Source organism: Paraburkholderia diazotrophica (assembly GCF_038900755.1).
Lineage (GTDB): Bacteria > Pseudomonadota > Gammaproteobacteria > Burkholderiales > Burkholderiaceae > Paraburkholderia > Paraburkholderia diazotrophica_A.
In genome coordinates, this window is sequence record NZ_JBBPEN010000002.1 from 635,728 (window position 1) to 658,511 (window position 22,784).

Annotated in this window: 19 protein-coding genes and 1 other RNA gene; 15 read left to right on the top strand and 5 right to left on the bottom strand. The window is 62.5% G+C overall.

Annotation, left to right across the window (positions count from 1 at the left end; all coding sequences use genetic code 11):
* Nucleotides 1-317: 317 nt before the first annotated feature.
* From AABE10_RS08175 to ompA, 5 genes are all read right to left on the bottom strand, one after another.
* Nucleotides 318-1,577 carry a tyrosine-type recombinase/integrase gene (locus AABE10_RS08175; RefSeq protein ID WP_342932765.1) on the bottom strand — a complete coding sequence of 420 codons (1,260 nt, stop codon included), beginning with the start codon at nucleotides 1,575-1,577 and terminating at the stop codon, nucleotides 318-320.
* A gap of 191 nt (nucleotides 1,578-1,768) precedes the next feature.
* Nucleotides 1,769-2,138, bottom strand: a transfer-messenger RNA (tmRNA) gene (gene ssrA / locus AABE10_RS08180).
* A gap of 113 nt (nucleotides 2,139-2,251) precedes the next feature.
* Entirely contained in the window at nucleotides 2,252-2,965 is a 714-nt protein-coding gene (locus AABE10_RS08185; RefSeq protein WP_342932766.1) for an HAD-IA family hydrolase, read from the bottom strand.
* A gap of 34 nt (nucleotides 2,966-2,999) precedes the next feature.
* Nucleotides 3,000-3,698 carry a bifunctional 2-polyprenyl-6-hydroxyphenol methylase/3-demethylubiquinol 3-O-methyltransferase UbiG gene (gene ubiG / locus AABE10_RS08190; RefSeq protein WP_342932767.1) on the bottom strand — a complete coding sequence of 233 codons (699 nt, stop codon included), beginning with the start codon at nucleotides 3,696-3,698 and terminating at the stop codon, nucleotides 3,000-3,002.
* A gap of 224 nt (nucleotides 3,699-3,922) precedes the next feature.
* Nucleotides 3,923-4,570 carry an outer membrane protein OmpA gene (gene ompA / locus AABE10_RS08195; protein WP_342932768.1) on the bottom strand — a complete coding sequence of 216 codons (648 nt, stop codon included), beginning with the start codon at nucleotides 4,568-4,570 and terminating at the stop codon, nucleotides 3,923-3,925.
* A 502-nt stretch (nucleotides 4,571-5,072) separates the two neighbouring features.
* On the opposite strand from ompA, the gene gyrA reads away from it, so the two are divergent.
* The 15 genes from gyrA to rfaD all read left to right on the top strand — a co-directional run bounded on the left by gyrA (nucleotide 5,073) and on the right by rfaD (nucleotide 22,734).
* On the top strand, nucleotides 5,073-7,700 hold the full coding sequence (gene gyrA, locus AABE10_RS08200) for a DNA gyrase subunit A (protein ID WP_342932769.1): 2,628 nt from the start codon (nucleotides 5,073-5,075) through the stop codon (nucleotides 7,698-7,700).
* Nucleotides 7,701-7,816: 116 nt separating this feature from the next.
* Nucleotides 7,817-8,422, top strand: coding sequence for a DUF2059 domain-containing protein (locus tag AABE10_RS08205; protein ID WP_342932770.1), 606 nt, complete (start codon nucleotides 7,817-7,819; stop codon nucleotides 8,420-8,422).
* 213 nt (nucleotides 8,423-8,635) lie between these two features.
* Entirely contained in the window at nucleotides 8,636-9,718 is a 1,083-nt protein-coding gene (gene serC, locus AABE10_RS08210) for a 3-phosphoserine/phosphohydroxythreonine transaminase (RefSeq protein ID WP_342932771.1), read from the top strand.
* Nucleotides 9,719-9,801: 83 nt separating this feature from the next.
* Entirely contained in the window at nucleotides 9,802-10,884 is a 1,083-nt protein-coding gene (gene pheA / locus AABE10_RS08215; protein WP_342932772.1) for a prephenate dehydratase, read from the top strand.
* Between the two features lie 61 nt (nucleotides 10,885-10,945).
* Nucleotides 10,946-12,058 (top strand): histidinol-phosphate transaminase, encoded by a 1,113-nt coding sequence (gene hisC / locus AABE10_RS08220; RefSeq protein WP_342932773.1) that lies wholly within the window; start codon nucleotides 10,946-10,948, stop codon nucleotides 12,056-12,058.
* Between the two features lie 50 nt (nucleotides 12,059-12,108).
* Entirely contained in the window at nucleotides 12,109-13,080 is a 972-nt protein-coding gene (locus tag AABE10_RS08225; protein ID WP_342932774.1) for a prephenate dehydrogenase, read from the top strand.
* Nucleotides 13,081-13,098: 18 nt separating this feature from the next.
* Nucleotides 13,099-14,403, top strand: a complete 1,305-nt coding sequence (gene aroA, locus AABE10_RS08230) for a 3-phosphoshikimate 1-carboxyvinyltransferase (RefSeq protein WP_342932775.1) — start codon at nucleotides 13,099-13,101, stop codon at nucleotides 14,401-14,403.
* Nucleotides 14,404-14,452: 49 nt separating this feature from the next.
* Nucleotides 14,453-15,139 carry a (d)CMP kinase gene (gene cmk / locus AABE10_RS08235; protein ID WP_342932776.1) on the top strand — a complete coding sequence of 229 codons (687 nt, stop codon included), beginning with the start codon at nucleotides 14,453-14,455 and terminating at the stop codon, nucleotides 15,137-15,139.
* A gap of 161 nt (nucleotides 15,140-15,300) precedes the next feature.
* Nucleotides 15,301-17,031 (top strand): 30S ribosomal protein S1, encoded by a 1,731-nt coding sequence (gene rpsA, locus AABE10_RS08240; protein ID WP_342932777.1) that lies wholly within the window; start codon nucleotides 15,301-15,303, stop codon nucleotides 17,029-17,031.
* A gap of 22 nt (nucleotides 17,032-17,053) precedes the next feature.
* Nucleotides 17,054-17,377, top strand: a complete 324-nt coding sequence (locus AABE10_RS08245; RefSeq protein WP_087738063.1) for an integration host factor subunit beta — start codon at nucleotides 17,054-17,056, stop codon at nucleotides 17,375-17,377.
* Nucleotides 17,378-17,679: 302 nt separating this feature from the next.
* Entirely contained in the window at nucleotides 17,680-17,973 is a 294-nt protein-coding gene (locus AABE10_RS08250) for a LapA family protein (protein ID WP_087738089.1), read from the top strand.
* A gap of 53 nt (nucleotides 17,974-18,026) precedes the next feature.
* The gene (gene lapB, locus AABE10_RS08255; protein WP_342932778.1) at nucleotides 18,027-19,202 is read left to right on the top strand and encodes a lipopolysaccharide assembly protein LapB; all 1,176 of its coding nucleotides are present in this window, start codon (nucleotides 18,027-18,029) and stop codon (nucleotides 19,200-19,202) included.
* Between the two features lie 92 nt (nucleotides 19,203-19,294).
* The gene (locus tag AABE10_RS08260) at nucleotides 19,295-20,707 is read left to right on the top strand and encodes a UDP-glucose/GDP-mannose dehydrogenase family protein (protein ID WP_342932779.1); all 1,413 of its coding nucleotides are present in this window, start codon (nucleotides 19,295-19,297) and stop codon (nucleotides 20,705-20,707) included.
* Nucleotides 20,664-21,662, top strand: coding sequence for a D-glycero-beta-D-manno-heptose-7-phosphate kinase (gene rfaE1, locus AABE10_RS08265; RefSeq protein WP_090867960.1), 999 nt, complete (start codon nucleotides 20,664-20,666; stop codon nucleotides 21,660-21,662). Before AABE10_RS08260 ends, rfaE1 begins: the two co-directional genes overlap by 44 nt.
* Nucleotides 21,663-21,741: 79 nt before the next feature.
* Nucleotides 21,742-22,734: an ADP-glyceromanno-heptose 6-epimerase gene (gene rfaD, locus AABE10_RS08270; RefSeq protein ID WP_342932780.1), complete on the top strand. Its 993-nt coding sequence runs from the start codon at nucleotides 21,742-21,744 to the stop codon at nucleotides 22,732-22,734.
* Nucleotides 22,735-22,784: the final 50 nt, after the last annotated feature.

A 22,784-nucleotide genomic window follows, 5' to 3' on the forward strand; every position in this document is an offset into this window, starting at 1 on the left:
TATCTGCGTAGTGGAAGGGCAATGCCCAGAGGGCGTGGAATAACCATGCATGACTGCGGCTCCTATCGATGACTAGAAGCCCGCCGTCCGCTCTCAATCGGGCGGGCGGGCCATTGACAGAGTTTGAGAGACCGGCTCGATAGGAAACCGGCGTGCCGAGGCACCCCTGCCAAGGCCCCCCCATAGAGCGACGCATGGCGTACGGACGAAAAAAAACCGCGCTGCGGCGGCCGTCCGCCTATCGAGTTTCCGGCTCTCACCCCGGGTCGCTGCTGTTTCAGTGACGAGCACAGGATAATGCCCGGGTTTACGACTAGTCAAGCGTCTTGTGAAAATTGCTCCGATTTTCGCGACGCTGTGACCGGTCTGGGCTTCGACGCAAGTTCGTCGAGGTAGTCCGCCCATCTCTGCATCAAATCTCGACGCGCATCAATCCATTGTGTGCGGTTGTACGCGCGTCCAAGGCTGTCGCGCACCTCGTGCGACAGTTGCATCTCGACGACTTCGGCGGGCACTTCTAGAACCTCTACCGCAAGCGTGCGAGCGGTTGCACGCCATCCGTGAGGCAGCGCCGTCTCAGAGTCGATTCCCATGCGCTTGAATGCTGCAGAGAGCGCCATATCGCTCATTGGCCGTTCACGACTGCGCAACCCTGGGAACACGAAACGACCACGCCCGGTCAGCAAGTACAGATCGTTTAGGATTTTTACGGCTTGCGTTGAAAGTGGCACCAAATGATCGAGTCCGTTTTGCTTGGCCGCCTTCCTTCGCTTCATCCTGCTCGATGGCACACTCCACATACGGGTGTCGAGGTCGAACTCTGTCCATTCCGCTTGTCGCAACTCGCCTGGGCGCTGGAACAGTAGCGGCGCGAGACGAAGCGCAGCGGTTACGACGGCCGTGCCGCGGTAGCTATTGGTCGCGCGAAGTAATGCTCCCAGCTCTTCTGGATCGGTCACGGCCGCGTGATGCCGCACCTGGCTCGGAGGAAGTGCATCGCGCAGATCTGCTGTCACGTCCCTGATGGCGCGGCTGGTGCCGATGGCATAGCGCATCACCTGCCCGACAATGGAGCGCACGCGGTGCGCGGTCTCGATATGCCCTGTCTTTTCGATGCGTTGAAGCACCTCCAGTACGTCCGGCGGTGTCAGACCAGAGATTGGATTGCGGCCGAGGTAGGGGAAGACATGGACCTCGAGACGACGGAGGTTTCTTTGCGCGTGCGAGTTAGATAGGGTGGGGGCGTACTTTGCATGCCACTCCCGCGCGATAGCCTCAAATGAGTTCTCGGCGTTAAGTCGGGCCGTTCGCTTCTCGGCCTTCCTTGCCTCGCCCGGATCGATGCCGGCCGCCAGTTTTCCACGCGCGTCCTCTCTTTTCTTGCGTGCGTCCGAAAGGCAGACGTCGGGGTACGTTCCCATCGCGAGGCTCTTTTCTTTCCCGCCGAATCGATACTTGAGCACCCATCGCTTTCCGCCGGCTGGAGTGACTAGCAGGTGTAGCCCGCCGCCGTCGAACAGCTTCTGTTGCTTCTCGGCGGGTTTGGCGCTGCGGACTGCCAAATCGGTCAACGCCATATGCTCTCCAGTGCGGCAATTGCCACTATGGGGGTTGTCGGTTTTGGATGGATCATACAACCCCCGGGACGACCCCCGCATGGGGGTTGTAGGTGCTGGGAATCCTTGGCGAAAGTTTGCAACAAAAAACCCCGCGGAGCCAAGCCCGGCGGGGTTTTTTAGCAAAACGCAGTGAACGTTTGGTGTATATGTGGTGGAGGCGGCGGGAATCGAACCCGCGTCCAGAAGTCCTCCACGACCAGTTCTACATGTTTAGTTCTGTCTTTTGATTTAACCGCAGCGACGCGGACGAACACGCTGCGCTACGGCGATTCACTAGATTTTCGACCTTGGCGTCGTGACGCCACCAAGGCTTAACTGACGTATATGACCTCTGGCGGTATTGCTACCGGTCTTGCGACTCTGACCCGTCAGTAAGCCAGGCAGAGGACGGCGGCCTTAGGCTGCCAGTGCGAACGTATCGTCGTTTGCAGTTACGTTTTTCCCATTGATTAACGAGGTGACGGGTCCTCGACATGCCCTAGCCGCTTCGCAACCCCTGTCGAAACCAAGGTCGCCCCCACAGAAGGAATGAGCCACATATGTGGCTCAAATGACATTTTACAATACTGGCTCCCGCGAGTCACGGCGATCGTTCGCGCGATGCCGGCACGCGGCCGCCGTCCATCGGCGGGTCAGCTAATGTAGCGCAGCAGTTCCAGCAATTCTGCAGGCGAATTTACGACGTGCCTCGCGTGCCATTGAGTCGGCGGAATGTCGTTGCCACAGTAGCCATATGCGGCGGCCACCGTCACCATGCCGGCGGCGAAGCCCGCCTGCACATCACGCAGATCGTCGCCGACGTACACGACCCGCTCGGCCGGCAAGTCCAGTTCCTTCGCAGCGTGCAGCAGCGGCGCGGGGTGCGGCTTCGAGTGCGGGGTGGTGTCGCCGCTGACGACGCATCCCGCGCGCGTATCCAGCCCCAGTTGCGCGACGAGCGGCTCGGTCAGTCGCGCGACCTTGTTCGTCACGATGCCCCAGCGCACGCCGCGCGCATCGAGTTCGTCGAGTATGTCGCCGATGCCGGGAAACAGTGTCGTCTCGATGCACAGGTCGGCTTCGTAGTTCGCGAGGAACTCTTCGCGCATCGACGAGTAGTCGTGATGCTCGGGCCCGATGCCGAACGCGCCGCCTAGCAGTCCGCGCGCGCCGGCGGACGCGAGCGGCCGCAATTGTTCGAGCGGCACCATCTCGAGCCCGCGCTCGTGGCGCATCTTGTTGACGGCGGCGGCGAGGTCAGGCGCGGTGTCCGCGAGTGTGCCGTCGAGATCGAACAGGATGCCTTGGCAGAGACCGATCGACGCGTCTTCGTCTTCTCGTTGTGGCAGGGGCGTGGGATCGCTCATTGATATAGGCGCAAGGCGTGGAAAAGCGGGTGGCTCAGGCGTCGCGACGGCACGCGAGCATGTAGTTGACATCGGTGTCGCTCGACAGGCCGAAGTGGCGGGTGAGCGGGTTGTACGTGATGCCCTTGATGTCGGCCGTTCGCAGGCCCGCCACGCGCGCAAATCCTGCAAGCTCCGACGGACGGATGAAGCGGGCGTAGTCATGCGTGCCCTTCGGCAGCATGCGCGCGAGGTACTCCGCGCCGATCACGGCCAGAAGATACGACTTGACGTTACGGTTGAGCGTCGAAAAGAACACCCAGCCGCCCGGTTTCACCAGCGTCTTGCACGCCTCGACGACCTTCGATGGATCGGGTACGTGCTCGAGCATTTCCATGCATGTCACGACGTCGAACGAGGCCGGTTCGCGGGCGGCGAGCGCCTCGGCGGCGATTTCCTCGTAATTTACGGTTACACCACTTTCAAGGCTGTGAAGGTCCGCGACGCCCAAGGCTTCGTGAGAAAGGTCGATTCCCTTCACCTCGGCACCCAACGTGGCCATCGATTCGGACAGAATGCCCCCACCGCAGCCAATATCGAGCACACGCTTGCCCGCGAGATGCGCATGCGAGTCGATCCAGTTGAGCCGCACCGGATTCAGTTCGTGCAGAGGTTTGAATTCGGCGTTCGGGTCCCACCAGCGATGCGCTAGCTCGCTGAATTTCTGCAGTTCGTGGGGATCGGCGTTGGTCATGACGGATGCGGTCTCGGAGGCTGAAAAGCAGGGTGGATCGGAGAAACCCTGAGTATATAGGGCCGCGAACAGGGCGGCAAAAGCGGCTGGCGCGGCACGGCTTCGCGCCGGGTTGCGCCTGTCTCGATGTGACCGGCATCGTCGGGCGCCCACCGGAGCGCGCGCAAAACGCCATAAAAAAAGCCCCGCTGGAGCGGGGCTTTGACACTGCGGTAATTCGTAGCTTACTGCTTCGAAGTACCGACAACTTCGACTTCCACGCGACGATCCGGTGCGAGGCAGGAGATGAGTTGCTTGCGGTTCTTCTGGTTGCAGCCCGTCGTGACCGGGTTGCGCTTGCCCTTGCCTTCCGTGTAGATGCGGTTGGCTTCGATGCCCTTGCTGACCAGGTATGCCTTGACAGCTTGTGCACGACGCAGCGACAGACGGTCGTTGTACTTGTCCGAACCGATGCGGTCGGTGTAGCCCGTGGCCACCACGACTTCCAGGTTCAGGGAGCCGATCTTCGATGCCAGGTCGTCCAGCTTTTCCTTGCCGGCCGGCTTCAGGATTGCCTTGTCGAAGTCGAACAGGGCGTCAGCTTGATACGTGATCTTCTGGCTGGTGATAGCCGGGGCTGCCGGCGGCGGAGCCGGCGGGGTCGGTGCTTGTGCGACCAGTGCGCCGTCGCACTTTGCGTTAGCCGTTGCCGGCGTCCAGAACGCATCGCGCCAGCAAAGCTCGTTCGTGCCGTTCATCCACACGTATTCGCCGGTGCCGTTCACCCAGTTGTCGTTCGTGGCTTGTCGCGACGCCGGCACCGACTGTGCCGAAGCGGATGCAGCCATAACTGCGGTAGCTGCAATGAACGCGAGCTTTGAAAGTTTATTCATATTTCTCCTCTCGAAATTGAGATTACCGCAGGTTTACTGCGAGCCTGTTGACGAAGACCAGTCATACATTGCTCGAAGTATAACATCGGTGCGGAACAAAAGACGCTGTGTGTAGACTTCGAGCCGTGTCTAACTTTGTGCGTTCGCATTTTGCCATATCGTTCCCTTCCGACGATAAAAAAATCCTCCCCCTACAGATACGCCCGGTCGAATGTGGTGCATGCGCAACAAAAGGTGCCAAGTTCGCCAGGAGCCCACCGGAGGCGGTTCGGCGCGGCTTGCCGGGGAGCATTTTCCGGGCCCGGCCATGGCGCACGCGAGGCGCTTCCAGGTGCTGTTTTCGCGTGTCCCACTAATAGGTATACGCACATCGTCGGGAGCGGTTGCGCCGCATGTTAGAATCGCCTGATGCGCTGCGCTCGCAGACGCATAGGGGTAGGCCCAAGCGGTGAGGCGAAAAACGCGTGTCCCTCATCGTCTTCGCGCGTAAACGATACGGACAATGGATCAATTCGCCAAAGAGACTCTACCAATCTCCCTAGAGGAGGAAATGCGCCGCTCGTATATCGAGTACGCGATGAGCGTGATCGTAGGGCGCGCGCTTCCGGATGTCCGCGATGGTTTGAAGCCGGTACACCGGCGCGTGCTCTACGCGATGCACGAGCTGAACAACGACTGGAATCGGGCATACAAGAAATCGGCGCGTATCGTCGGGGACGTGATCGGTAAATACCATCCGCACGGCGACTCGGCTGTATACGACACGATCGTTCGCATGGCGCAGGATTTTTCGCTGCGCTATATGCTCGTCGATGGACAAGGCAATTTCGGGTCAGTCGACGGCGACAACGCCGCGGCGATGCGTTACACCGAAATCCGCATGGCGAAGATCGGCCATGAGCTGCTCGCCGACATCGACAAGGAAACGGTCGACTTCCAGCCGAACTACGACGGCAGCGAGAACGAGCCGTCCATTCTGCCCGCGCGCATTCCCAATCTGCTGATCAACGGCTCGTCGGGCATTGCAGTCGGCATGGCGACGAATATTCCGCCGCACAATCTGACTGAGATCGTCGACGCCTGCCATCACCTTCTGAAAAATCCGGAAGCGACGGTCGACGAACTGATCGAGATCGTGCCAGCGCCTGATTTCCCGACGGCGGGCATCATCTACGGCGTCGCCGGCGTGCGCGATGGCTATCGCACGGGCCGCGGGCGCGTGGTGATGCGCGCCGCAACGCACTTCGAAGAGATCGACCGTGGTCAGCGCATGGCGATCATCGTCGACGAGCTGCCGTATCAGGTGAACAAGCGCTCGCTGCTCGAGCGGATCGCCGAACTGGTGAATGAGAAAAAGCTCGAAGGCATTTCGGACATTCGCGACGAATCCGACAAGAGCGGCATGCGTGTCGTGATCGAGCTGAAGCGCGGCGAAGTGCCTGAGGTGATTCTCAACAATCTTTATAAGGCAACGCAGCTTCAGGACGCGTTCGGCATGAACATGGTCGCGCTGGTCGACGGCCAGCCGAAGCTGCTGAACCTGAAGGAAATGCTCACGCATTTCCTGTCGCATCGTCGCGAAGTGCTGACGCGGCGCACGGTGTACGAGCTGCGCAAGGCGCGCGAACGCGGTCACGTGCTCGAAGGCCTCGCCGTGGCGCTTGCCAACATCGACGAGTTCATCGCGATCATCAAGGCCGCGCCCACGCCGCCGATCGCGAAGCAAGAGTTGATGGACCGCACGTGGGATTCGACGATCGTGCGCGACATGCTGCAGCGCGCGGAATCCGACGCGGCATCGTCCGGTGGCCGCGCGGCGTACCGGCCGGAAGGGCTGAACCCCGCGTATGGCATGCAGGCCGACGGCCTCTACCGTCTGTCGGACACGCAGGCTCAGGAAATCCTGCAGATGCGCCTGCAACGCCTGACGGGTCTCGAGCAGGACAAGATCATCGGCGAGTATCGCGACGTGATGGCGCAGATCGCGGACCTGCTGGACATCCTGGCGCGCCCGGAGCGCATAACTGCGATCATCTTCGACGAACTCACGTCGATCAAGAGCGAATTCGGCGACGAGCGCCGCTCGAAGATCGAAATGAACGCGACGGAGCTGAACACCGAAGACCTGATCACGCCGCAGGACATGGTCGTGACGATGTCGCACGCCGGTTACGTGAAATCGCAGCCATTGTCCGAATATCGCGCCCAGAAGCGCGGAGGTCGCGGCAAACAGGCGACGCAAATGAAGGACGACGACTGGATCGACACGCTCTTCATCGCGAATACACACGATCACATCCTGTGTTTCTCGAATCGCGGCCGCGTCTACTGGCTGAAGGTTTACGAAGTGCCGCAGGGTTCGCGCAACTCGCGCGGCCGTCCGATCGTCAACATGTTCCCGCTGCAGGAAGGCGAGAAGATCACGGTCGTTCTGCCCGTCAAGGAATTTTCGGCGGACAAATTCGTTTTCATGGCGACGGCGCTCGGCACCGTCAAGAAGACGCCGCTCGAGCAGTTCAGCCGTCCGCTGAAGAAGGGCATCATCGCGGTCGGTCTGGATGACGGCGATTACCTGATCGGCGCGGCCATCACCGACGGCCAGCATGACGTAATGCTGTTCTCGGATTCGGGCAAGGCGGTCCGGTTCGACGAAAACGACGTGCGTCCGATGGGCCGCGAAGCGCGCGGCGTGCGCGGCATGCAACTGGAAGACGGCCAGCAGGTGATCGCATTGCTCGTGGCCGGCGACGAGCAGCAGTCGGTGCTGACGGCAACGGAAAACGGCTATGGCAAGCGCACGCCGATCACGGAGTACACGCGCCACGGCCGCGGCACAAAGGGCATGATCGCGATCCAGACGTCCGAGCGCAACGGCAAGGTGGTCGCCGCGACGCTGGCCGATCCGGAATCGCAGATCATGCTGATCACCAACACGGGCGTGCTGATCCGTACGCGTGTGTCGGAAATTCGAGAAATGGGCCGTGCAACGCAAGGTGTTACACTCATCAGCCTTGATGAAGGCACCAAGCTTTCCGGTCTGCAACAGATTGCCGAAGCGGAAGCTGACGTGGACGGCGACGCCGACACTTCTGCCGACGAAGCGGGCGACACGAACGGCGAAGCGTCCTGATCCGCACCGAAGCTTCTCAAGTCATGCGTGTGACCGCGCGGGCCACATAGGCGCATCGGGTCGATGCGCCGCCTGCGCGGCAAACCAGTTAGGTTAATTTCTCTTAGGGAGTAGTGATGCAAAAACGATTCAAGCAGTTGATGGTTCTGGCCGCTTTCGTGCCGACCCTGGCGATGGCCCAAGCGCTGCAAAACCAGCAGCCGGCTCCGGCTGCCCCGGCCGCCGCTGCCCCGGTCGACCCCGCGAAGCAAGCCGCCATCAAGGATCTGCTGGATGCGATCGACGCGCAGAAGCTGGTCGGCGCGATCGGCAATAGCGCGCAGATGCAGGCCAAGCAACTGGTTCCGGCGATCCTGTCGGACGCGCTGTCGGAAAACAAGACGATGACGGACAAGCAAAAGCAGGCTTCCGTCCCGGCGCTGCAGAAGAACGCCGTGCCGAAGCTGGTTGACTCGGCTGGCCAGGTCTTCGCAACGGACGCGTTCAAGCAGGACGCGATGCAAGCTCAGTACGACGCTTACGCGAAGTACTACAGCGCGCAGGAAATCAAGGATCTGACGACGTTCTACAAGAGCCCGACGGGCCGCAAGTTCATCCAGGTTCAAGACCAGGTTGGCCGCGACGTCGTCAACGGTCTGATGCAGAAGTACATGCCGCAATCGATCAAGGCGACGCGCGACCAGGCCGACAAGGAAGTCGCTTCCGTCAAGCCGGCGAAGTAAGCAGGTCGAACAAGGCTGAACGGCGTTCGAAGCACGTGACATAGGCGGCGGTCGAAGGAATTCGTTGAATCCCCTTGAATCGCCGCCGTTTGGCGGGTTTTGAGCGTCAATGCGATAATGGCCGTTTGCGCTTGCGCGCAGACGGCCATTTTCTTTCAGGCGCGGTTTCCGGTTCTTTTCCATGCCGCGCGCCTGCCTTCCGGGGTTCTCACGATGCGCGTGTTCAATTTCTCCGCCGGTCCGGCGGCCATGCCCGAAGACGTGCTGCGCCAGGCAGCCGACGAAATGCTCGATTGGCGCGGCAGTGGCATGAGCGTGATGGAAATGAGCCATCGCGGCAAAGAGTTCATGACCATCCACGAAGAGGCGCTGACCGATCTGCGCGAGCTGCTGCACGTGCCGTCCAGCCATCAGATTCTCTTCCTGCAAGGCGGCGGGCTCGGCGAAAACGCGATCGTGCCGATGAACCTGATGGGCCGCAAGGCGCGCGCCGACTTCGTCGTGACGGGTTCGTGGTCGCAGAAGTCGTTCAAGGAAGCGCAGAAATACGGCACGGCGAATCTGGCCGCCAGCGGCGAAACGCCCGAAGGCTTTACGCGTGTGCCGCCGCGCGCCGAGTGGAAGCTGTCCGACGATCCCGCCTACGTGCACCTCTGCACGAACGAGACGATTCACGGCGTCGAGACCTTCGAGATTCCAGATCTCGGTGACATTCCGCTCGTCGCGGACGCGTCGTCGCACATCCTGTCGCGCCCGATGGACATCGCCAAATACGGCGTGCTGTTCGGCGGCGCGCAGAAGAACATCGGCATGGCGGGCGTGACCGTCGTGATCGTGCGCGAAGACCTGCTGGACCGTTCGATGGCCGTCTGTCCGTCGGCGTTCGAGTGGAAGACGGTCGCGCTGAACAATTCGATGTACAACACGCCGCCCACCTACGCGATCTACATCGCGGGGCTCGTGTTCAAGTGGTTGAAGAGGCAGGGCGGTCTGAAGGCGATCGAGGCACGCAACGTCGAGAAGGCGAAGCTGCTGTACGACACCATCGACTCGAGCCGCTTCTATCTGAACAAGGTCGAGCGCAACGCGCGGTCGCGGATGAACGTACCGTTCTTCCTCGCCGACGAGTCGCGCAATGAAGATTTCCTGGCCGGCGCGAAAGCGCGCGGGCTGGTGCAGCTGAAGGGCCACAAGTCCGTCGGCGGCATGCGGGCGTCGATTTACAACGCGGTGCCGCTCGAAGGCGTCAAAGCGCTTGTCGAGTACATGAGGGAATTCGAACAGCGCGGCGCGTGATCCTTCGGGACACGGCGCGCGCATCCTTTCCGAACTGGCCCACGAACTGGCCGATACAGGACCCGAAGCGGCCCTTTAGAAGCATGGACGACGAACTCAACTCTCAACTCAAACCGCTGCGCGACCGGATCGACGCGATCGACGCGCAGCTCATCGCGTTGCTGAATCAACGCGCCGCCGTCGCGCTCGAAGTCGGCGAGGTGAAGAAACATTTCAACGCGCCCGTGTTTCGTCCGGAGCGGGAGCAACAGGTGATCGCGCGCCTGCAGGACATGAGTCAGGGCCCGCTCGCCGGCGAGCACATCGGCGCGATCTGGCGCGAGATCATGGCCGCGAGCCGCGCGCTGGAAAAGAACCTAACGGCGGCGTATCTCGGGCCGGCGGGCACCTACAGCGAACAGGCGATGCACGAATACTTCGGCCAGTCGATCGAAGGGCTGCCGTGTTCGTCGATTGACGAAGTGTTCCGCTCGGTCGAAGCAGGTGGCGCGGAATTCGGCGTCGTGCCCATCGAGAATTCGACCGAAGGCGCGGTGTCGCGCACGCTCGATCTGCTGCTGCAAACGCAGTTGCTGATCGGCGGCGAACTCGCTTTGCCGATCCACCACAATCTGCTGACGCTCGACGGCGCGCTGACGGGCGTAACCCGCGTATGCGCGCATGCGCAGGCGCTGGCGCAGTGCCAGCGCTGGCTGTCCACGCATGCGCCGCATGTCGAGCGCCAGGCCGTGTCGAGCAACGCCGAGGCCGCGCGGATGGCGGCGGAAGATCCGACCATTGCGGCCATTGCCGGCGAACGCGCGGCGACCCAGTACGGTCTGCAAGTCACGTATGCGCTGATCCAGGACGACCCGCACAACCGTACCCGCTTTGTGATGATCGGCAAGGAGCCGACGGGCGCGAGCGGCTACGACAAGACGTCGCTGATCGTGTCGGTTGCGAACGAACCCGGCGCCGTGTTCAAGCTGCTCGAGCCACTCGCGCGGCACGGCGTGTCGATGACGCGCTTCGAGTCGCGTCCGGCGCGCGTCGGCACGTGGGAGTACTACTTCTACATCGACGTCGAAGGCCATCGCGACGATGCGCCCGTTGCGGCCGCGCTTGCCGAACTCGGACAGAAGGCGGCCTTCCTGAAGATTCTCGGCTCGTATCCGCGCGCTCGCTGATACGCCGCGTTCGATTCCGATCCAACCAACAACACTTGCAGAGAGCTATCCGGAGAGCCCTATGACAACGTCTTTCGGTCCTTCCTACGTTCGCGCGATCGCGCCTTATGTGGCTGGCAAGCCGATCTCGGAAGTCGCGCGTGAATTCGGGCTGGACGAAGCGCGCATCGTGAAGCTGGCGTCGAACGAGAATCCGCTCGGCATGCCGGAGTCCGCGAAGACGGCGATGGCGCAGGCCGCGAGCGAACTCGGCCGCTATCCGGATGCGAATGCGTTCGAACTGAAGGCGGCGCTCTCCGCGCACTACGATGTGCCCGCCGACTGGATCACGCTCGGCAACGGCAGCAACGACATTCTTGAACTGGCCACGCATGCGTTCGTCGAGAAGGACCAGTCGGTCGTCTACTCGCAGTATTCGTTCGCCGTGTACGCGCTCGCGACGCAAGGCCTGGGCGCACGCGCGATCGTCGTTCCCGCCGTGAAGTACGGCCATGACCTCGACGCGATGCTCGCCGCAATCGCCGACGACACGCGGCTCGTGTTCGTCGCGAACCCGAACAATCCGACGGGTACGTTCATCGATGGTCCGACGATCGAAGCGTTCCTGTCGAAAGTGCCGCGCCACGTCGCCGTGGTGCTCGACGAGGCGTACACCGAATACCTGAGCGCGGACAAGCGCTACGACTCGATCGCGTGGGTGCGCCGCTATCCGAACCTGCTGGTGTCGCGCACGTTCTCGAAGGCGTTCGGTCTTGCGGGCTTGCGCGTTGGCTTCGCGATTGCGCAGCCGGAACTGACCGATCTGATGAACCGTCTTCGTCAGCCGTTCAACGTGAACACGCTGGCGCAAGCGGCCGCGATCGCCGCGCTGAACGACAAGCCTTTCCTGCAGAAGAGCGCCGAACTGAACGCACAGGGCTATCGCCGGCTGACGGAAGCATTCGACAAGCTGGGTCTCGAATATGTGCCGTCGGACGGCAACTTCGTGCTGGTGCGCGTCGGCAATGACGATAATGCGGGCAATCGCGTGAATCTCGAACTGCTGAAGCAGGGCGTGATCGTGCGGCCCGTCGGTAGCTACGGCTTGCCCCAGTGGCTGCGTGTGACGATCGGCCTGCCCGAGGAAAACGAGGCGTTCATCGCCGCGTTCGAAAAGACACTGGCGACGGCCTGAGCGTTCAATGCAATCCACGCGCCTCTTCGAGTGCGAGGCGCGTTTTTTCTGTGACTGACGTGGCAGCGTTCTCTTTCGACAAACTGGTGATTTTCGGCGTCGGGCTGATCGGCGGATCGCTCGCTCGCGCGCTGCGCGAACGCGCCGACGTGGGCGGTGCGCGCCGTGTGATTGGCGTGGGACGCTCGGCGGCGTCGACGCAACGCGCTCGGGATCTGGGCGTGATCGACGCGAGCGCAGCCCTCGCCGATGACGCCGCGCTGCGCGACGCGCTAAAGGGTGCCGATCTGGTTCTGCTCGCGGCGCCTGTTGCGCAGACGCAGCCTTTGCTCGAACGCATCGCGCCGTTTCTCGATCCGTCGACGATCGTCACCGATGCCGGCAGCACGAAGTCCGACGTCGTCGCTGCGGCGCGCGCGGCGCTGGGCGAGCGTATCGGCCAGTTCGTGCCGGGGCATCCGATCGCGGGCCGCGAAGCGAGCGGCGTCGATGCGGCGCTGCCGGACCTGTACGTGAACCGCAACGTCGTCCTGTGCGCGTTGCCGGAGAATGCACCGAATTCGGTCGAACGCGTTGCCGCCATGTGGCGCGCGACGGGGGCGAGCGTGCACGCGATGTCGCCTGCGCAGCACGATCGCGTGTTCGCGTCGGTCAGCCATTTGCCGCATCTGTTGTCGTTCGCGCTCGTCGAGCAGATTCTCAATTCACCTGATGCCGCGCTGAAGTTCTCGTTCGCGGCAGGCGGATTCCGCGACTTCACCCGGATTGCTGCGTCGAGCCCGGAAATGTGGCGCGACGTGTGCGTCGCGAACCGAGCGGCGCTGCTCGACGAACTCGACGCCTATACGGCGGTGCTGGCGCGTCTGCGCACGGCGATCGAAGCCGGCGACGGCGCGACGCTCGAAGCGGTATTCGCGCGCTCGCGCTCGGCACGCAGCGGGTGGCAGGAGCGCGCGGCATCGTCGCAACACGCGTCGCAGCCGTCGCCCGAGCGCTCCGCAACCGACGACGCGTCGAAATAACTGGACACTGGAATTCACATGGAACATCTCGATCTCGGACCATTTTCCCGTGCGTCCGGTACTGTCCGTCTGCCTGGCTCGAAGAGCATTTCGAACCGCGTGCTGCTGCTCGCTGCGTTGGCCGAGGGCGAGACGACGATCACGAATCTGCTCGACTCCGACGACACGCGCGTGATGCTCGACGCGCTCGAAAAGCTCGGCGTGAAACTCAAGCGCGACGGCGACACCTGTGTCGTCACCGGAACGCGCGGCGCGCTGCCGGCGGCGCGCGCCGATCTGTTCCTCGGCAACGCGGGCACGGCCGTGCGGCCGCTGACGGCAGCGCTCGCGGTGAACGGCGGCGATTACCGCATTCATGGGGTGCCGCGCATGCACGAGCGGCCGATCCGCGATCTGGTCGACGGGTTGCGTCAGATCGGCGCGAAGATCGATTACGAAGAGAACGAAGGCTTTCCGCCGCTGCGCATCCGTCCGGCGCAAATTGCCGTCGACGCGCCAATCCGCGTGCGCGGCGACGTGTCGAGCCAGTTTCTGACGGCGCTGCTGATGGCGCTGCCGCTCGTCAGGACGCCAAGCGGCGAGACGGTCGTCGAAGTGGCGGGCGAACTGATTTCGAAGCCCTATATCGAGATCACGATTGCGCTGATGGCGCGCTTCGGCATCAAGGTCGAGCGGCTCGGCTGGGAGCGCTTCACGATTCCGAACGGCGTGCGCTATCAGTCTCCGGGCAAGATCATGGTGGAGGGCGATGCGTCGTCGGCGTCGTACTTTCTTGCGGCGGGCGCGCTGGGCGGCGGGCCGCTGCGCGTCGAGGGCGTGGGCCGCGCGAGTATCCAGGGCGATGTCGGCTTTGCGACGGCGCTGATGAAAATGGGCGCGAACGTCACGATGGGCGACGACTGGATCGAAGTGCGCGGCGTCGGCAACGATCACGGCAAGCTCGATCCTATCGACATGGACTTCAATCTGATTCCGGACGCGGCCATGACGATCGCTGTCGCGGCGCTGTTCGCCGACGGCACGTCGACGCTGCGCAATATCGCGAGCTGGCGCGTGAAGGAAACCGACCGGATCGCCGCGATGGCGACGGAGCTGCGCAAGGTCGGCGCGAAGGTGCAGGAAGGCGAGGACTTCCTCGTCGTCACGCCGCCCGAAAAACTGACGTCGAACGCTGCAATCGACACCTACGACGATCACCGGATGGCGATGTGCTTCTCGCTGGTGAGCCTGGGCGGCGTGCCGGTGCGGATCAACGATCCGAAGTGCGTCGGCAAGACGTTCCCCGATTATTTCGAGCGCTTCCTTGCGCTCGCTCGACCCTGACCCCCGCATTGACAACATCCGCCGCCCGTTTCGACGGGCGACTTTCTAGATGAAACCGACACGTCCCTTTCACCAGACGCCCGTCATCACGATCGACGGCCCGACCGCATCCGGCAAAGGCACGGTAGCCGCGCTGGTAGCCGCCGAACTCGGCTTCCACCTGCTGGACAGCGGCGCGCTATACCGGCTCGCGGCGCTCGCCAGCGTGCGCTACAAGATCGCCGCCGCTGACGTCGAAGCGCTTGCAAAACTGGTCGGTGATCTTCATATCACCTTCCGCGAGGGCATCGCGCAACTGGACGGCGTCGACGTGTCGACGGAAATCCGCGCCGAGGAGATCGGCAACCGGGCGTCGGCGATTGCCGTCCATGCACCCGTCAGGACCGCGCTGGTGGCCCGTCAGCGGGCTTTTCGCAAGCAGCCCGGTCTGGTCGCGGACGGCCGCGACATGGGCACGGTGATCTTTCCTGACGCCTTGCTGAAGGTGTTTTTGACGGCGAGCGTCGAGGCGCGCGCGGCCCGTCGGCATAAGCAATTGATCCAAAAAGGTTTTTCTGCTAATATGGATGACTTGCTTCGGGATTTGCGTGAACGCGACGAGCGCGACAGTAAGCGCGAAGCCGCGCCGCTCAAGCCCGCAGCCGATGCGCAGCTGCTCGATACCTCGGCACTGTCGATCGACCAGGCGGTCGAACAGGTGGTGCAATGGTACCGGGCGCTGGCCCCGCAGAACTGAAGGCGGCAGATCGCATCGAAGTTGTTTTTGTTGTCGTGTAGGTGCTTCGTCGCCGAGTATGAAAAAGGCGCGAAGCGATTGTTAAACCCTTAACCCCGTATGGCTTTCGCTCCTTTGCCGTAGTGCTGAACCATGGTGGTTCACCTGACGCTGCGAAAACCATGCAAATTCAGATTTTTATGTCCGACCTGCAAACCTCTACCCCGAATACCGAATCTTTTGCGGCTCTGTTCGAAGAGTCGCTGACCAAGCAGGACATGCGCGCCGGCGAAGTGATCTCCGCCGAAGTCGTGCGCGTCGACCACAACTTCGTCGTTGTGAACGCTGGTCTCAAGTCCGAAGCCTACATCCCGCTCGAAGAGTTCCTGAATGACGCGGGCGAGGTAGAAGTGCAGGCGGGCGACTTCGTTTCCGTCGCGATCGACGCGCTGGAAAACGGCTATGGCGACACGATCCTGTCGCGCGACAAGGCGAAGCGTCTGGCTTCGTGGCTGTCGCTGGAAAAGGCCCTCGACAACAACGAACTCGTGACGGGCACGATCACGGGCAAGGTCAAGGGCGGCATGACCGTCATGGTCAACGGCATCCGCGCGTTCCTGCCGGGCTCGCTGGTCGACACGCGCCCCGTCAAGGACACGACCCCGTACGAAGGCAAGACGCTGGAATTCCGCGTCATCAAGCTGGACCGCAAGCGTAACAACGTCGTGCTGTCGCGCCGCGCCGTCATCGAGGCGACGCAAGGCGAAGAGCGCGCGAAGCTGCTCGAGACACTGAAGGAAGGCGCGATCGTCGAAGGCGTGGTCAAGAACATCACCGACTACGGCGCGTTCGTGGACCTCGGCGGTATCGACGGCCTGCTGCACATCACCGACATCGCATGGCGCCGCGTGCGTCACCCGAGCGAAGTTCTGTCGGTTGGCCAGGAAGTCACCGCGAAGATTCTCAAGTTCGACCAGGAAAAGAACCGCGTTTCGCTCGGCATCAAGCAACTGGGCGACGATCCGTGGGAAGGCATCTCGCGCCGCTACCCGTCGGGCACGCGCCTGTTCGGCAAGGTCACGAACATCACCGACTATGGTGCGTTCGTTGAAGTCGAATCGGGCATTGAAGGCCTCGTCCACGTGTCGGAAATGGACTGGACCAACAAGAACGTTGCGCCGTCTAAGGTTGTCCAGCTGGGCGATGAAGTCGAAGTCATGGTTCTCGAAATCGACGAAGACCGCCGCCGTATCAGCCTCGGCATGAAGCAGTGCAAGCCGAATCCGTGGGATGACTTCAGCCGCAACTTCAAGAAGGGCGACAAGATCCAGGGCGCCATCAAGTCGATCACCGACTTCGGCGTGTTCATCGGTCTGCCTGGCGGCATCGACGGTCTGGTCCACCTGTCGGACCTGTCGTGGAGCGAAACGGGCGAAGAAGCTGTTCGCAAGTACAAGAAGGGCGACGAAGTGGAAGCGATCGTTCTCGGCATCGACGTCGAGAAGGAACGCATTTCGCTGGGCATCAAGCAGCTCGAAGGCGACCCGTTCAGCAACTTCGTTGCAATGAACGACAAGGGTTCGATCGTCGACGGCGTGGTCAAGACGGTGGACGCGAAGGGTGCAGTGGTTCAGCTGACGGCTGACGTCGAAGGCTACCTGCGCGCTTCGGAAATCGCGCAAGACCGCGTGGAAGACGCTCGCAACGTGCTGAAGGAAGGCGACAAGGTCAATGCGATGATCATCAACATCGACCGCAAGTCGCGCGGCATCAACCTGTCGATCAAGGCGAAGGACTCGGCTGAGCAGCAGGAAGCAATGCGCGGCCTGCAAGCTGACAGCAGCTCGGCGGCAAGCGGCACGACGAACCTCGGCGCGCTGCTGAAGGCCAAGCTCGACGGCCAGAACCAGTAAGCCTTAAGGGGTCTGCTGCAGTATGACCAAATCGGAATTGGTCGCCCAGCTGGCTACGCGATTTCCGCAACTTGTCCTCAAGGATGCGGATTTCGCGGTGAAGACGATGCTCGATGCGATGTCGGACGCTCTGGCCAACGGTCATCGCATCGAAATTCGTGGCTTCGGCAGCTTCGGCCTCAACCGTCGTCCATCCCGCGTCGGGCGCAACCCGAAGTCGGGCGAAAAGGTGTTGGTGCCCGAGAAGCACGTGCCGCACTTCAAGCCTGGCAAAGAGTTGCGTGAGCGCGTCGATCGTCGCGCGGGCGAGCCGCTGAAAGACGAAGCGCCGGACGACGATCTTTGAGCCGGCTCCATGCAAGTATGCAGTTCGGGTTGAAGTTCGCCGGTGGCCACACCAGTCGGCATTGACCAGAAAAAGCGCCTTTGGGCGCTTTTTTTTTCGTCCGTCGATTCTGACGGGCTGCGAGCCCAGAACGTGCGCTCTATCCATTCCCTAAACGACAGCGAGGCATCACGATCCGCACGCCTGTGCCAGTCGTCATGGCGTTCATTTACAATACGGGTCACTTCGGCGCGGGCATACACCGTGGCGCGACGCGTCATCTGGCCGGCGTCCTCCCGCAACTGCCGTCAAGAGATCACTACATGAAATTTATCGTCTGGCTGATTCGCGTGCTGGTGTTCGTGCTGCTGCTGGTGCTCGCACTGTCCAATACGCAGAGCGCTACGCTGAATTTCCTCGCCGGATATTCGTGGCAAGCGCCGTTGATCCTGATCGGACTGGCGTTCTTCGTGGTGGGCCTGCTGGCCGGGCTGGTGTCGTCGTTGCCGGCGATGTTCCGCTTGCGGATGGAAAACGGCCGGCTCAAGCGTGAACTGCGCGTGGCGCGCGAAACGCCCGTTGCCGTCGAAGAACCGCCGATGCCGCCGCTCATCTAGCCCTTACACGCCGCGTGCCCCACGCGGCCTCTTTCGCACTCCCGCACATTCGCATGGATCTAGACCTCTGGTGGCTGCTCGTCATACCCGTCGCGTTCGCGTTCGGTTGGGTGGCCGCGCGTTATGACCTCAAGGCATTACTGTCCGAAAGCGCCAATTTGCCGCGTTCCTATTTTCGCGGACTCAACTTTCTGTTGAACGAACAGCCGGACCAGGCAATCGACGCGTTCATCGAAGTCGTCAAGCTCGACCCGGAAACGATCGAATTGCATTTCGCGCTGGGCAATCTGTTCCGCCGCCGCGGCGAAACCGACCGCGCGATCCGCGTGCATCAGAACCTGTTGAACCGCGCCGATCTGCCCGTCTCCGAGCGCGATCACGCGTTATACGAACTGGGCCAGGACTTTCTGAAGGCCGGCCTGCTGGATCGCGCGGAAGAGACGTTCAAGGCGCTGCAATCGGGCGACTATGCGTTAGGCGCGCAACGTGCTCTGTTGACGATTTATCAGATCGAGAAGGACTGGAACAAATCGATCGACACGGCGCGCCGTCTCGAATCGATGGGCGCCGAGTCGCTCGACAAGGAAATCGGCCATTTCCACTGCGAGCTTGCGCAGGAAGCGCTTCAGCAGAAAAAACCCGAGGAGGCGCGGCGTCAACTGGATCTCGCGTTGAAGGCGCATCCGCAGAACGTGCGCGCGACGATCCTGTTCGGCGATGTCGATGCCGCCGCCGGTCATCATGACAAGGCGATCGCCCAGTGGCGGCGCGTCGAGGAGCAGAATTCCGCGTATCTGCCGCTCGTCGCCGAGAAGGTCATGAAGGCCTACGAAGCGCTCGGCCGGCAGGAAGAGGGCGCCGATCTGCTGACGTCGTGGGTCGACGGCTATCCGTCGAACGATTTGCTCGACGTCGCGTACCAGTACGTGTCGGCGTTGCGGGGCCCGGAGGCTGCGCATGCGCTCGCGCGCACGCAGATGCAGAAGTCGCCGAATCTGGCGGGCATGACGCGCTTGCTCGAAGCGCAACAGGCGGTGGCCGAAGAGCCGCGCCGAAGCGAACTGGAACTGATGCGCACGCTGATCCGTCAGCGGACCAAGAATCTGCCAAGGTACACGTGCCAGAATTGCGGCTTCCGGGCACGGCTGTTCTATTGGCAGTGTCCGGGCTGCAGCGGTTGGGAAACCTATGCGCCGCGCCGCGTCGAGCCGATCACGGCGTCGAGCTGAAGAGCGCCGCGAGCGCGACAGCGCCGAACGCGGAGCCATTGCGCAGCACTGAAATATCGAACTTTGAACCGGCAGCACCTACCGGAAAGCGTATGAAAATCACCATCATCGGCACGGGTTACGTAGGTCTCGTCACGGGCGCATGTCTTGCCGAGGTCGGCAACGACGTTTTCTGTCTGGACGTGGACCCACGCAAGATCGAAATCCTGAATAACGGCGGCATGCCGATCCACGAGCCGGGTTTGCGCGAGATCATCGCGCGTTCGCGCGCGGCGGGACGCATCACGTTTTCGACGGATGTCGAAGCGAGCGTTGCGCACGGCGAAGTCCAGTTCATCGCAGTGGGCACGCCGCCCGACGAGGACGGTTCCGCCGACTTGCAATACGTGCTCGAAGCGGCGCGCAATATCGGCCGCACGATGAACAGCTTCAAGGTGATCGTCGACAAGTCGACGGTGCCCGTCGGCACCGCGCAGCGCGTGCGCGCCGTCATCGAGGAAGAACTGCGCAAGCGCGGCCTCGCGGGCAGCGCGCAGCACCGCTTCTCGATCGTTTCGAACCCTGAATTCCTCAAAGAGGGCGCGGCCGTCGATGACTTCATGCGGCCTGACCGCATCGTGGTCGGCATCGACGACGATGCCGACGGCAACAAGGCACGCGAGAAGATGCGCCGTCTCTACGCGCCGTTCAACCGCAATCACGACCGCACGCTTTACATGGACGTGCGCTCGGCCGAATTCACGAAGTACGCGGCCAATGCGATGCTCGCCACGCGCATCTCGTTCATGAACGAGATGGCGAATCTGGCCGACACGGTCGGCGCGGACATTGAGGCCGTGCGTCGCGGCATTGGCTCGGATCCGCGCATCGGCTATCACTTTTTGTACGCGGGCGTCGGCTACGGCGGCTCGTGCTTCCCGAAGGACGTGCAGGCGCTGATCCGCACCGGAAACGAGATGGGGCATAACCTGCGCATTCTGGAAGCCGTCGAAGAGGTGAACCACGAGCAGAAGGAAGTGCTCGTGCGCAAGATCACGGACGCGCTCGGCGACGATCTGAACGGCCGCACGTTTGCGGTTTGGGGCCTGTCGTTCAAGCCGAACACCGACGACATGCGCGAGGCGCCGAGCCGCCGCGTGATCGCGCAGCTACTCGCGCGCGGCGCGACGGTGCGCGCGTACGACCCGGTCGCGACGGCGGAAGCGAAGCGCGTCTTCGCGCTCGACCTCGCCGGCGTACCCGACCAGCAGGCGCGCCTGCACTTCACGAGCACGCAGGACGAGACGCTGGCGGGCGCCGATGCCCTCGTCATCGTCACGGAATGGAAGGAATTCAAGAGCCCGGACTTCGTGCATATGAAGGCCGAACTGAAGACGCCGTTGATCTTCGACGGCCGTAATCTGTATGAACCCGACGCGATGGCCGAACTCGGCATCGACTACCACTCGATTGGACGTCCCTATGCACGACCCGCTGAATCTACATCCGACTCCGACCGTACCTGAAGGCGCGGCGCTCGCGCCCGAGGTCGGCATCGTCGCGCGCGAGCGGCTCGCGGCGGCACGCGTGCTGGTTGTCGGCGATGTGATGCTGGACCGTTACTGGTTCGGCGACGTCAATCGCATCTCGCCGGAAGCGCCCGTTCCCGTGGTGCTCGTGCAGAAGCAGGAGGACCGTCTGGGAGGCGCCGCGAACGTCGCGCGCAACGCCGCGGCGCTCGGCGCGCAGGCGGGCTTGCTGTGTGTCGTCGGCCACGACGAGCCGGGCGAGCGCGTCGTGCAACTGCTCGGCGATAGCGGCGTCGCACCGCATCTGGAGCGCGACCCCGAGCTGCCAACGACGATCAAGCTGCGTGTGCTGTCGCGTCAGCAACAGCTTCTGCGCGTCGACTTCGAAAGGGCGCCCGCGCACGAAGCGCTGCTCGCGGGCCTCGCGCGCTACGACGCGCTGCTGCCGACGCACGACGTCATCCTGATGTCGGATTACGCGAAGGGCGGCCTCACGCACGTCACGAAGATGATCGAAAAGGCGCGCGCGGCCGGCAAGCCGGTGCTGGTCGATCCGAAGGGCGACGACTGGGAGCGCTATCGAGGCGCGACGCTGATCACGCCGAACCGCGCGGAATTGCGCGAGGTGGTCGGGCAGTGGAAGTCGGAAGCCGATCTGCTCGCGCGCGTGACGAAGCTGCGCGCCGAGCTCGACCTGAATGCGCTGCTGCTCACGCGCTCGGAAGAAGGCATGACGCTCTTCTCCGACGAAGGCATTCTGCACGCATCGGCTGTAGCCCGCGAAGTGTATGATGTGTCGGGCGCTGGCGATACCGTGATCGCGACGCTCGCCGTGATGATCGGCGCGGGTCTGCCGCTCGACGAAGCCGTCACGCTCGCGAATCGCGCAGCGGGTATCGTGGTCGCCAAGCTCGGCACGGCCACCGTCGACTACGACGAACTCTTTCATTGATATCGCCGCGCGCCGGCTCTTGCAGTGCGGCGCGCGGTGCATCTCCGCATCCGTTGACACTCATCACATCAGGACGACCATGACTCTCATCGTCACCGGCGCGGCTGGATTTGTCGGCAGCAATATCGTCAAGGCGCTCAACGAGCGCGGCGAAGACGACATCATCGCCGTCGACAACCTGACTCGCGCCGACAAGTTCAAGAATCTCGTCGACTGCGAAATCGTCGATTACATCGACAAGACCGAATTCGTCGAGCGTTTTGCGCGCGGTGACTTCGGCAAGGTGCGGGCGATTTTCCACGAAGGCGCCTGCTCGGACACGATGGAAACCGACGGCCGCTACATGATGGACAACAACTTCCGCTACAGCCGCGCGGTGCTCGACGCATGTCTCGCGCAGGGCGTGCAGTTTCTGTATGCGTCGTCGGCGGCGACGTATGGCGGCTCGTCGCGCTTCATCGAGGAGCGCGAGTGCGAAGCGCCCCTCAACGTGTACGGCTATTCGAAGTTCCTGTTCGACCAGGTGATCCGCCGCGTGCTGCCGACCGCGAAGAGCCAGATCGTCGGCTTCCGCTACTTCAACGTGTACGGCCCGCGCGAGGCGCACAAGGGACGCATGGCGTCCGTCGCGTTCCACAACTTCAACCAGTTCCGCGCCGAAGGCAAGGTGAAGCTGTTCGGCGAGTACAACGGCTATGCGGCGGGCGAGCAGACGCGCGATTTCGTTTCCGTCGAAGACGTCGCGAAAGTCAATCTGCATTTCTTCGATCATCCGGAGAAGTCGGGCATCTTCAATCTGGGCAGTGGCCGCGCGCAGCCGTTCAACGACATCGCATCGACGGTCGTCAACACGCTGCGCGTGCTCGACGGCAAACCGGCGCTATCGCTCGCCGAGCTGGTGCAGCACGGGCTGATCGAGTACATCCCGTTCCCCGATGCGCTGCGCGGCAAGTACCAGTGCTTCACGCAGGCCGATCAGACGAAGCTGCGCGCAGCGGGTTACGACGCGCCGTTCCTGACGGTGCAGGAAGGCGTCGATCGCTACGTGCGTTGGCTATTCGGCCAGGTGTAAATCGTTCGTACGCCTCTCTACACTGGAGTCTCCCGGTCGGTGATCGTCAC

What these genes read in the sequence shown, in the direction of transcription:
- AABE10_RS08175 (WP_342932765.1), bottom strand. Translation starts at nt 1,577, where the DNA reads ATGGCGTTGACCGATTTGGCAGTCCGCAGCGCCAAACCCGCCGAGAAG.
- AABE10_RS08185 (WP_342932766.1), bottom strand. Translation starts at nt 2,965, where the DNA reads ATGAGCGATCCCACGCCCCTGCCACAACGAGAAGACGAAGACGCGTCG.
- ubiG (WP_342932767.1), bottom strand. Translation starts at nt 3,698, where the DNA reads ATGACCAACGCCGATCCCCACGAACTGCAGAAATTCAGCGAGCTAGCG.
- ompA (WP_342932768.1), bottom strand. Translation starts at nt 4,570, where the DNA reads ATGAATAAACTTTCAAAGCTCGCGTTCATTGCAGCTACCGCAGTTATG.
- gyrA (WP_342932769.1), top strand. Translation starts at nt 5,073, where the DNA reads ATGGATCAATTCGCCAAAGAGACTCTACCAATCTCCCTAGAGGAGGAA.
- AABE10_RS08205 (WP_342932770.1), top strand. Translation starts at nt 7,817, where the DNA reads ATGCAAAAACGATTCAAGCAGTTGATGGTTCTGGCCGCTTTCGTGCCG.
- serC (WP_342932771.1), top strand. Translation starts at nt 8,636, where the DNA reads ATGCGCGTGTTCAATTTCTCCGCCGGTCCGGCGGCCATGCCCGAAGAC.
- pheA (WP_342932772.1), top strand. Translation starts at nt 9,802, where the DNA reads ATGGACGACGAACTCAACTCTCAACTCAAACCGCTGCGCGACCGGATC.
- hisC (WP_342932773.1), top strand. Translation starts at nt 10,946, where the DNA reads ATGACAACGTCTTTCGGTCCTTCCTACGTTCGCGCGATCGCGCCTTAT.
- aroA (WP_342932775.1), top strand. Translation starts at nt 13,099, where the DNA reads ATGGAACATCTCGATCTCGGACCATTTTCCCGTGCGTCCGGTACTGTC.
- cmk (WP_342932776.1), top strand. Translation starts at nt 14,453, where the DNA reads ATGAAACCGACACGTCCCTTTCACCAGACGCCCGTCATCACGATCGAC.
- rpsA (WP_342932777.1), top strand. Translation starts at nt 15,301, where the DNA reads ATGCAAATTCAGATTTTTATGTCCGACCTGCAAACCTCTACCCCGAAT.
- AABE10_RS08245 (WP_087738063.1), top strand. Translation starts at nt 17,054, where the DNA reads ATGACCAAATCGGAATTGGTCGCCCAGCTGGCTACGCGATTTCCGCAA.
- AABE10_RS08250 (WP_087738089.1), top strand. Translation starts at nt 17,680, where the DNA reads ATGAAATTTATCGTCTGGCTGATTCGCGTGCTGGTGTTCGTGCTGCTG.
- lapB (WP_342932778.1), top strand. Translation starts at nt 18,027, where the DNA reads ATGGATCTAGACCTCTGGTGGCTGCTCGTCATACCCGTCGCGTTCGCG.
- AABE10_RS08260 (WP_342932779.1), top strand. Translation starts at nt 19,295, where the DNA reads ATGAAAATCACCATCATCGGCACGGGTTACGTAGGTCTCGTCACGGGC.
- rfaE1 (WP_090867960.1), top strand. Translation starts at nt 20,664, where the DNA reads ATGCACGACCCGCTGAATCTACATCCGACTCCGACCGTACCTGAAGGC.
- rfaD (WP_342932780.1), top strand. Translation starts at nt 21,742, where the DNA reads ATGACTCTCATCGTCACCGGCGCGGCTGGATTTGTCGGCAGCAATATC.